Source organism: Streptomyces sp. NPDC056224, assembly GCF_042267665.1.
Taxonomy (GTDB): Bacteria; Actinomycetota; Actinomycetes; order Streptomycetales; family Streptomycetaceae; genus Streptomyces.
Genome location: NZ_JBHJTK010000069.1, coordinates 17867 through 27472, shown reverse-complemented (window position 1 = coordinate 27472; position 9606 = coordinate 17867). Strand labels below are relative to the sequence as shown.

General features: G+C 72.4%; 10 protein-coding genes and 1 pseudogene. 4 read left to right on the top strand and 7 right to left on the bottom strand.

The window, feature by feature from the left end; translation table 11 throughout:
* The 3 genes and pseudogenes from ACFCZ1_RS36785 to ACFCZ1_RS36775 form a co-directional block, all read right to left on the bottom strand.
* Positions 1-281 (bottom strand): annotated as a pseudogene (locus ACFCZ1_RS36785) (ATP-dependent helicase); the annotation flags it as partial.
* A gap of 360 nt (positions 282-641) precedes the next feature.
* On the bottom strand, positions 642-845 hold the full coding sequence (locus ACFCZ1_RS36780) for a cold-shock protein (RefSeq protein WP_030011983.1): 204 nt from the start codon (positions 843-845) through the stop codon (positions 642-644).
* A gap of 314 nt (positions 846-1159) precedes the next feature.
* On the bottom strand, positions 1160-1423 hold the full coding sequence (locus ACFCZ1_RS36775) for a MerR family transcriptional regulator (protein WP_376682656.1): 264 nt from the start codon (positions 1421-1423) through the stop codon (positions 1160-1162).
* 332 nt (positions 1424-1755) lie between these two features.
* Here ACFCZ1_RS36775 and ACFCZ1_RS36770 point away from each other — a divergent pair, with 332 nt between their 5' ends.
* Both ACFCZ1_RS36770 and ACFCZ1_RS36765 read left to right on the top strand, forming a co-directional pair.
* Positions 1756-2328: an RNA polymerase sigma factor gene (locus ACFCZ1_RS36770; RefSeq protein WP_376682655.1), complete on the top strand. Its 573-nt coding sequence runs from the start codon at positions 1756-1758 to the stop codon at positions 2326-2328.
* Entirely contained in the window at positions 2325-2792 is a 468-nt protein-coding gene (locus tag ACFCZ1_RS36765) for a hypothetical protein (protein ID WP_376682654.1), read from the top strand. The genes ACFCZ1_RS36770 and ACFCZ1_RS36765 overlap by 4 nt, the downstream gene beginning before the upstream one ends.
* A 398-nt stretch (positions 2793-3190) precedes the next feature.
* Here the strand turns inward: ACFCZ1_RS36765 and ACFCZ1_RS36760 are convergent, their stop codons facing one another.
* Together ACFCZ1_RS36760 and ACFCZ1_RS36755 are read right to left on the bottom strand one after the other, a co-directional pair.
* Positions 3191-6193 (bottom strand): trypsin-like peptidase domain-containing protein, encoded by a 3003-nt coding sequence (locus tag ACFCZ1_RS36760; RefSeq protein WP_376682653.1) that lies wholly within the window; start codon positions 6191-6193, stop codon positions 3191-3193.
* Positions 6194-6195: 2 nt separating this feature from the next.
* Complete coding sequence (locus tag ACFCZ1_RS36755) at positions 6196-6507, bottom strand: trypco2 family protein (protein WP_376682652.1); 312 nt, start codon at positions 6505-6507, stop codon at positions 6196-6198.
* Positions 6508-6741: 234 nt separating this feature from the next.
* Here ACFCZ1_RS36755 and ACFCZ1_RS36750 point away from each other — a divergent pair, with 234 nt between their 5' ends.
* Positions 6742-7170 (top strand): hypothetical protein, encoded by a 429-nt coding sequence (locus tag ACFCZ1_RS36750; RefSeq protein ID WP_376682651.1) that lies wholly within the window; start codon positions 6742-6744, stop codon positions 7168-7170.
* Positions 7171-7645: 475 nt separating this feature from the next.
* On the opposite strand, the gene ACFCZ1_RS36745 is transcribed toward ACFCZ1_RS36750, so the two are convergent.
* A complete protein-coding gene (locus tag ACFCZ1_RS36745) occupies positions 7646-8194 on the bottom strand; it encodes a potassium channel family protein (protein WP_376682650.1) in 549 nt (182 codons plus the stop codon).
* Positions 8195-8319: 125 nt separating this feature from the next.
* On the bottom strand, positions 8320-9033 hold the full coding sequence (locus ACFCZ1_RS36740; protein ID WP_376682649.1) for a GAP family protein: 714 nt from the start codon (positions 9031-9033) through the stop codon (positions 8320-8322).
* Positions 9034-9152: 119 nt separating this feature from the next.
* Between ACFCZ1_RS36740 and ACFCZ1_RS36735 the strand changes: the two genes are divergently transcribed.
* Positions 9153-9542 (top strand): SHOCT domain-containing protein, encoded by a 390-nt coding sequence (locus ACFCZ1_RS36735; protein WP_376682648.1) that lies wholly within the window; start codon positions 9153-9155, stop codon positions 9540-9542.
* Positions 9543-9606: the final 64 nt, after the last annotated feature.

Sequence of the window (9606 nt, the reverse complement as noted above, 5' to 3'; positions counted from 1 at the left end):
GGGAAGGGCACGCTCACGCCCTCGGAGCCGAGCGCGGCCAGCAGTTCCGCAGGCATGTCGAGATCCGCGAAGGCATCGACGGCGGGCAGCCCGGGGGTAACGGTCACCGGGAGGGCGAATTCCCGCTGGGCGGCGGGGCGGCGGCCGCCGCCGTAGCCCGAACGGGCGGGGGAGCCACCGGAGCGGGTGGGGGAGCCGGAACGGCTGCCGCCGCCCTGGCCCGAGCCGCCGCCCGTACGGGTGCGGGAATAACGTTCGTTCGTGCGAGTGGTGCGGTTCATGCAGAACCTTCCTCGATGCGGCGCGTATCGAGGAATTCCCGGTAGGGGGATTCGCGAGACCGTGCCGAAGAAAAGACGATACAGAGCCGTGCCGGGGAGAACGGGCAGGCCTGCTGGGGAGAGAGCCGCGCCGGGCGTCGGAAAGCCGGGTGAACGGCGGACGGCAGACGGGGCGGGAGGCGGGGCGGCGCGTCGGTGGAACCGCGTCCGTCCGGCCGGACTGTGAGGCGGGCCGGCGCGGGGCGCCGTCACCCGCCGCTCACGCGGGGCCGTCGGAGCCGACGGGGCGTGCGCGGGGGAAATGCAACGAGCTGGGGCCCGCACCCCATGGTGCGGGCCCCAGCTCGTGTACGTCAGCGATTAGGCGGGAACGATGTTCTCGGCCTGCGGGCCCTTCTGGCCCTGCGTGACGTCGAAGGTAACCTTCTGGCCTTCCTGAAGCTCACGGAAGCCAGAGGAGGCGATGTTCGAGTAGTGGGCGAACACGTCAGCGCCGCCACCCTCCTGCTCGATGAAGCCGAAGCCCTTTTCCGCGTTGAACCACTTCACGGTGCCAGATGCCATATTGAATCTCCTTTGGGGCAGTGCCCGGAATCGCACTGTGCGATCTCCGGAGTCGCCGCGATGATTGCCCCGACCGGAAACTCAACCGGCAAATAAAAAAGTGCTCACCGGAAAAATACCGGGAGAGCACTTGTAAGTTTTTGGGAACCACAACTGCAACTGACATCACCGTAGCACAGGGCGAAGGTCAGGGCGTGGAAAATTCCGCCATTCGGGGTCGGCGCGGTTTTAAACCTCCCTGCGCGTACTCGTAATTCTGCGCTGGGGGTTACAGATATCCGTGCACGGAAGTCATATAAACGATGCCGGTGGCGTCAGGATTTTTCCTGCCCCCGGCGCATCTGCTCGTTCAGTCGGAGGGCTTCGTCGAGCTGGTCTTCCAGCGCGACGATCCGGCAGGCCGCCTCGACGGGCGTACCGGCGTCGACGAGCTCCCGGGCGCGGGCGGCGATGCGCAACTGGTAACGCGAGTAGCGTCGGTGTCCGCCGGCCGAGCGGAGCGGGGTGATGAGGCGGGCCTCGCCGATGGCGCGGAGGAAGGCGGGGGTGGCGCCGAGCATCTCCGCGGCCCGGCCCATCGTGTAGGCGGGGTAGTCCTCGTCGTCGAGGCTGTCGGCGAGCGGGGACTTCTCAGAGGTCACGCAAGAGACGCTAGCCCCGATGACAGGCCGTGTCTACTTCGAACAGAGGAGATTTCCTTCAGGGAGCGCCCCAGGAGTTCTGTCCCGCCTGCGGCACATTTGGCGTACGGGCGGCATCCCCCGGACGGGAGGGTCCGACGGGTGCGAGCCGTCCCGCGCGTCCGGCTCCCACTCTCTTGTGACGCAGGTCATACGGAATGTCCGGGGGGTGCGCCGCCTCTTCCTCCGCAAGGAGCGGTCAAGGAGGAAGTCTTGAGAATCCCGAGGCAGTGCGACCAGGCGCCCCCGACCTGCCAGGCGCCCCCGACCGGCCGGGCGAGCCGGACCGGCCCACGGTGACGGCGGCCGGGGAGGAGCTGACGGCGCTCGTCCGGTCCGCCCAGCGCGGCGACCGGATGGCCGTCCAAGAGCTGCTCGACCTGCTGACCCCGTACGTCGGGCGGCTGTGCGGGCCGATCGCGCTGCAGGACGGGCCGGACGCCACGCAGGAGGCGCTGATCGCGATCTTCCGGAACATCGGGCGGCTGCGGGAGCCGGCCGCGCTGTTCGGCTGGGCGCGCGTGATCGCCGTACGGGAGGCGGTGCGCCTCGCCCGGGCCGGCGCGCGGACCGTGGCCGACCCGCTGGACGAGGTTCCGGCGCGGGGCGACCCGCAGCTCGCGGCCGACGTGCGCGACGTGCTGGAACGGCTCTCCCCGGCACACCGCGCCGTGCTGGTCCTGCGCGACCTCGAAGGGCTGGACGAGCACGCGGTCAGCGCACTGCTCGGGGTGCCCGAACCCACCGTGCGGACCCGGCTCTTCCGGGCCCGCCGCAACTTCCGGAAGGCGTGGGGACGTTGAACGACTCCTGGCCGGTCGCCGAACTCGACGCCGTCCGCAGGCTGCGGGTCATCGCCCGCACCACTCCGGGCGCGGCCTTCGCCGAAGACCTCCTCGACGCGCCCTTCGACCGGGTCTGGGACCTCGCTCGCGACCTGGAGGGTCAACTGCCCCGCCTGGTCACCGACATCCGCTCCTTCACGGTGACCTCGGCCGCCGGCGAACGCCTCGAAGCCCGGGCCCGCAGCCCGCTCGGCATGCGGGCGCGTTTCGACATCGTGCTGCGGCCGGGCTGGTGCCTCATGCAGAGCCGGTTCGTGGTCGGCGGCATGGCTGCGGTGCCGGAGGGGGACGGCACCCGGTTCGCCTTCTTCGGCGGCCTGCGCCTGCCCGGCATCGAGCCGGTCGACCGGGCGCTGCGCCCTCTGATGGCGCCGCTGGCCGCGAAGGCCCTGGGGCGCCTCGCCGACCAGCTGGAACGCTGAGGCGGCCCGCCCGGCGGAGGTGGTCGCGGGGGACCGGCCCGCGCGGGCGTCTCCCCGTGCGTCAAGGCCGGTGTGACCGTCACCAACCCGAAGGAGGACGGCCCCTGACCCGCCCCTAAGCGGGCAGGCGGCCGCGTGCACCCGCGGCGTGACGGCTCTGAGGGCCGGGGTGCCCACCTCCCACCGGCCGTAGCCGCACCGTCCGGTCGGCACCCGCGCCCCCGGCAGCCCCGGGTACGGGCCGCTGGAGGGCCGGAGCCGGGGCCGGGGCCGAGACGGCTGCGACCTCGGCGTCGACCTCGGCTGCGACCTCGCGCCGACCCCGGTGTCGACGTCTTCGGCTCTTCGGCCCTTCGGCTACTACGACGCCGAGTGACCGCGGTCCGGGGCGCCGGGTGTCAGGATCCGGCGCGCAGCCGCTCCGCCTCCTCGGTGAGCCAGGCCGGGCGGACCATCTCGACGTTGCGCCCGGTGCCGTCGGCGGCCCGGACCAGCGCGTCGGCGGCCTCCCGCGGGCCGGGCACCGCCCGGGCCCGGGCCGCCTCGGCGAGCGCTCCCGCCGCCGCGGCCTCCGCCGCCCCGGCGAGCTGCAGCGAGGCGGCCGCGCGCTCGGCCGCCTCGGCCGCCCGTCCGTACCGGCCGCCGGTCCAGTGGGCCCACGCCGTGTTGTAGAGGCAGACGCCCTCGGTGCGCGGGTTCTCCATCGCCGACGCCGCACCGAGCGCCGCCGCCAGCGCCTCCAGGGCCTCGTCGACCCGCCCCAGCGCGAGGAGCGCCACGCCCTTGGCGTTCAGCGCGTAGTCCGTCGCTTCCTGGACGCCCGCGTCCCGGTAGGCGGCGACGGCCCTGTCGCCCGCCGCGATGGTCTCCTCCCAGCGGCCCAGGGTCAGCAGGGCGGTGAAGCGGGCGTTCCACGAACGGGCCTCGGTCAGCGGGTCCCCCGACGCACGGGCGAGCCGGCCCAGCCGGTCGGCGCCGGCCAGGGCCGCCTCGCCGTCGCCCAGGGTGCTGTGGGCGAGGCTGAGGCCCAGCAGGGCGTGCACCTCGGCCTCGGAGTCGCCGTTCTCGTGGGCCAGGTCGCCGGCCCGGGCCAGCGGGCCCATGGCGGCGTCGAGGCGGCCCAGCTGACGGTGGGCGTCGCCCAGGCCGAACAGGGCGTTCTGCAGTGCCCGGCGGTCGTCGAGTCGCTCGGCCAGGGCGGCTGCCTCGGTGAACAGTTCGGCCGCCTGTGCCAGCGGGCCTCCGCTCAACCGGGCGTGCCCGAAGCTGATGAGATGGGCAAGACGTGCCCGGTCGTCGGTCAACTGTCCCTCCAGTGTCAGGTGCATCGAGATGGCCGCGAGCACCGAACCGTGCCGGACCATCCACGGGCTGATCGCGCCGAGGACCAGCGCGGCGTCGTCCATGTCGCCGGCGCGCACCCGGTGGTCGAACTCGCGCCGGTACGGCTGTACGTCGTCCAGGCCGAGCCAGTCCCGGCGGGGCGGGGCGATGCTCGCGTACCAGTCGGCGGCCCGCCGCTCCAGGGACCGCCGTCCCAGGGCGCCTTCCCGCGGCATGGCGCCGTACGCGAGGTCGGCGTCCATCGGGTGCAGCGCGAGGGTACGGGTGGCCCGGTCCACCGACAGCATGCGCATCCGCAGCAGGTCGGACAGGACGGGTGCGACGGCGGGGCCGGGACCGGGGCCCGTACCGAGGCCGGTGCCGAGACCGCCCACGATCCACTCGACCGCCTCGCGCGGTACGGGCGTGCGCAGCACCGCGAGGACGTTCAGCACGTCGCGGCCTTCCGGGCCGAGCCGTCGGTACCGGTCCTGGGCGAGGCCCGCGACCACGTCGCCCCGCAGGGTGAAGTCCTCCAGGACCTCCTGCAGGGTCGGCAGCGCCAGCGTGTCGTCGGCCATGGCGCCCACCAGCAGCTCCAGCGCGCGCGGTACCCCGTGGACGTGGACCGCGGCCCGCAGCAGCTGCTCGTCGGACAGCTGCGCCACACCGAGGCTTCCGTCCTGGTCGAGCTCGCGCAGCAGCGCGACGGATTCACCGGGCGGCAGGCCGTCGGACAGTTCGACCTCCGCGGCGAAGCGGCGCAGCTCGGGGGCCAGCCGCAGCGGGATCTGGGAGGTGACCAGCAGCCGGGGCGTGGATCTCGCCCGGAAGAGGCAGTCGAAGAAGACGGCGAGTTGCTCGTCGGCCCCGGCGAGCGTGCCGTCGTCCTGGAGCCGGTCCTCCAGGTTGTCCATCAGGATGACGACGAGCCGGTCCCCCATCGCGGCGAACAGCTCGCCGATCTTGTCCTGTACGGGGCGGGCCGTGGCCCAGACGTCCAGCAGCCGTGCCTCGTCCTCGGGGCCGAGCGCGCGGGCGCAGTCGAAGTAGAGGCGCTCCAGGGAGATGCCCGACGTACGGGTGCTGAGGTTCACCAGCCCCGACGGGGCGGGCGCCCGGGAGTGGCCCGGCCACTCGCCCCGCTCCAGCAGCTCCATGACCTTGGCCGCGACGGCGCTCTTGCCCATGCCCCGGCGGCCGGTGACGGTCACCATGCGCACGGCGGGATCCGAGAGGAGCCGGCCGATCGTCTCGCGGGCCTCGGTCCGGTCCTTGAACAGCTCCAGCCCGTGGGTGACCGGCAGTCCGATGACCCTCGAACCCGCCGGGCGGGGGCGGGGACCAGCGGCCCCCGGGCCGGGAACCACGTCCGGCAGGGCCTGCGGGTCAGCTATCGCCAGCAGCCCGGCCAGCTCGGCCCCGCGCGGCTCGCCGACCCGGTGCAGGGTGTGGTCGATGCGGGCCGCAGCCAGCCGGCCCATCCCTTCCCAGCGGTGGTGTTCGGCGACGACCCCGACGATGCGGGGCCCGGCCCATACGGCGGCGCCCGACATCCCCGACCACGGCGAGACCTTGGGGTCGGGGTCGGCGGCGGCCACCGGGACGGTGATCTCCAGGGTGCCGGTCCGCAGGTTGGACAGCGCCGCCACCGTCCCGTCCGCCTGGTGCAGTTCCCGGAACTGCCGCCCGTCGGGGGTGCGTCGTCGCTTCCACAGCGGGAATCCCGCGGCGTGCACACCGATGACGGCGTGCCGGTCGTCGCCGACGCGCCCGAACCGGGCGGGCGGGACGGGCGAGTCGCCCGGCCGGGGAGCGAAGGCCAGTACGGCCACATCGGTACCGGCGTCCGACCAGGCCACCGTCGCCTCCGCGGCCCACTGCCCCGGCCGCCCGGCGTCGAAGCGCACCTGGACGCCGGCGGCCCCGGCCACCACGTGGTGGGCGGTCAGTACCGCCGTGTCGCCGACCCGGTAGCCCGAGCCGCGTCGCCCGCCGCCGTCGGTGGTGGTGACGATGACCTCGGCGATGCGGTGCGGATCCAGTCCGCCGTTCCCCTCCGAGCCGTCAGCGCTCACCGTCAGTCCTCACCCAGCAGCTCGTCCCCTGAGATCAGCGCCATCTGGTCCGGCGCGTCGGCCCGTACCGGCTGCAACGTCAGCGTCAGCTTCTGCGTGACGGTGCTGGACCGCTTGGCCGTGGCACCGGCGTCGAACACCCAGAACCTGACCTTCACCCCAGGCTCGTTGGTCCGCTCCACCCCGACGGTCAGCTCCAGCTCCACCCGCTCCGCCTTGAACCGCAGGTCGGATGCGTCGCCGTCCGACATCGCCCGGCTCAGCTCCTGGCGCAGCTGCGCGATCATGTCCGCCAACTCGACCGCATCATTCACAAGCGGGGCCCCCAACCGGCTCTTCTGGTCAACTGCCCACTCGGGCACGCCACATCATCACGCATCGGTCCCCCACCCCGTCCACCCAGGGCCGGGAGGGCGTGGCCGGGGACGAGCGTCCGCGGTCGGCCGAGCGTGAGCGCAAGGATGCGGAACGTAGCACTCTGTGCATATTGTGCTATTCGTGGCGAATCATCCCCTACGCCCGCTCCGTCTTGTCGAGGAAGGTCTCCCATGAAGCGTTTCCCGGTGATCGGTGTGCTCTGCGTCAGCGCGGTGTTCGGCCTCGCCGCGTGCTCCGACGACACTTCGCCCGCCGAAGAGGCCACCAAGGCAGCGGCCGACCTCTGCACCGACCTGACCTCGCTCAAGGCCGACAACGCCAAGCTGAAGGCCCTGAACCCCGCCACCGCGACCAAGGACCAGATCAAGGACGCCTACGACGCCGTCCAAGAGGACTGGTCCAACGTCAAGGAGAACGCCAAGCAGCTGAAGGAGGCGGAGCGGGCCGCGGTCCAGGACGCCGCCGAAGACCTCAAGAAGGCGTACGAGGACCTGCCGGGGGACACGACCGGCAAGGACGCGCGCACCCAGCTGCAGCCGCAGATCGACAAGCTGGACCAGGCCACGACGAACGCCGCCACCGGCCTGCGGTGCCGCTGACATGGCCTGACCGCTGACACGGCCGCAGGATCACCGGCACCGCGCTGCTTACCGGCACCGCGCTGTTGACCGGCAGCCGCGGCGTGCCGGCCGCGGTCGCCGCCGTGCCCACCGCCATGGCGGGCACCACCCCGAGGCCCGGCAGCGGCGAGAGCAGGACGCCCACCGCGGCTCCGAGGAAGTGCGCGGGGAACACGGGGCCGCCGCGCATGCTGCCGAGGCGGAGTGCGTGGGCGGCGCCCTTGAACAGCACCACGGCGCCCAGGGCGCACCGGACGGTCCGTACGAGGCTCCGCGCCGACGTGACGTGCGCACCGACCCGCCGGGGCCGCGTGGCCGGCAGGGGGATGGGCCGCGGCGGCGGGGGCCACGGCGATGACCGGCGTCCAGAGCACGTCCGCCACGTCCAGGCGCGCCATGGCCCGGGGAAGGTCCGTCCACAGCGGCCGGATCGCGGTCGCCGCTCCGTCACGGGTCACTTCCCTCCCCCCTCGGAGGTCCATCCGGGCGGGTCCCCTTCGTCGCCGGGGGGCGGGAGCGCCGTGGCCCGCCGCCGGATGCCGATCCTGACGGCGCTGAAGAGGACCTTGGCGATCACTCCCACCAGGATCAGGTCGAGGACCATCTGACCGGTGACCACGAGGCGGGAGGCCTGAGTGGTGGCCGTGATGTCCCCGAAGCCGACGGTCGCGAACACGGTGACCGTGAAGTACAGCGCGTCCGTCCGGTTCAGGGGCTCCGAGAAGGAGTGCGGCGACTGCTCTTCGAGCACGTAGTACGCCGCGGAGAAGAGCAGCAGGAACAGCGGCACGGCGGTGGAGAGCGCTTCGATGGCGCGCAGCCGCGGGTACTCCGAACGGCTGATGCTGATGATCTGCCAGGCGACGAGCCCGCCGAAGAGTGCCAGGCCGAGCGAGAGCGTGATGGCGACGGAGAGGTCCAGGCCGCCGTCCAGCGGGGTCAGGTAGTACAGCGCCGTGAGCAGGCCGGCCGAGCCCAGCGAGCGGATCAGGTGACCTGCCATCACGCGACGGCGCCGCCGGGCCGCTGCGGCGGCGGGGCCCCGTCGCCCGGATGCGTTGCGGTCCATGGCTTCAGGAGAAGGGGACGGAGCGCATCGCGCGACCGGAGCGGCCCCGCGTCCGGGCCTCAGCTCGTGAGCTCGTACAGACTCCTGCCCGCCAGCCACAGTCCGAGGGCGAGGCAAGTGACCACGATGGCGGGCTCCTTGTGGTCCGACAGCCACGTGCGCAGGCCGGTCAGCGCCCGCGCGGCCTTCTCGGGCGCGAACACCATGTACAGCTCCATGGCCAGGAGGCTGGACGTGGCGAGGAGGCAGAAGGCCAGCAGGGACAGGAACGACTCGCTGTGGCTGAGGTCCGCCTCCACCACGGTGGCGGCTGCCGCACCGACCATGCCCCAGGGCTGCAGGAGTACGGCGAGCACGGCCGCCGACCATGCGGTGGCCTGGTCCATCCGGGACGTGAGCGAGGTCGTGGAGGAGTCGGATCCGGAGGCCGGTGCGGAGCCGGGTGCGGCGTCCGGTGCCGAGTCCGCTGCCGAGTCCGGTCCCCCGCGGCGCCGGCGGCGACGTCTGTGCTCGCTGTAGACGACCAGCCCGATGCCGATGGCCAGTTTCGCCGCCAGTGCGGCGGTGGAGGGCGGTGACCTGGGCGCGGGCGGCTCGCCGCCGGTCAGGAGGAGGACGAGGGCGATCACGGCGACGAGGCAGGCGAGCCAGGCGAGGATGAAGGCGAGCCCCTTCCACACGCCCCCCGGTGCCGACAGCACCAGCACGAAGGCCATGACGGGCAGCGGATAGAGGGTGATGACGAGGCCGATGACGAGCAGGTCAAGCAGCATGGTGTCCATGGTTGCCCGGCCCCGCAGCCGGTAGCAAAAGATAGGAAATGCGCCCCGAAATGCGGACAGTGGGGACCGGCTGTATCAATGAAGTACCCGCAGCCATGATCGGAGCGAGCATGGACGACTATCCGCTTCTCAACATCTTCTGGACGATGCTGTGGCTCTTCCTGTGGATCCTGTGGTTCTTCCTCCTCTTCAAGATCATCACGGACATCTTCCGTGACCACAGCCTCGGTGGCTGGGGCAAGGCGGGATGGCTCGTCTTCGTGATCCTGCTGCCGTTCCTCGGCGTGTTCGTCTACCTCATCGCACGCGGCTCCGGCATGGGCGAGCGTGACGTGAAGCAGTACAGGGAGAGCGAGCAGGCCTTCCGCAGCTACGTCCAGGAGGCGGCGGGATCCGGCGGTGGTTCGGCGGAAGAGCTGAGCAAACTCGCCGCGCTCAAGAGCAAGGGCGACATCACGCAGGAGGAATACGACCGCGCCAAGGCCAAGATCCTGGCGTGACCGATCGCCCCGGCGCCCCGTCGCCACCAGAAACGGCGGCAGGCCCGTCCTCCCCGGGCGGGCC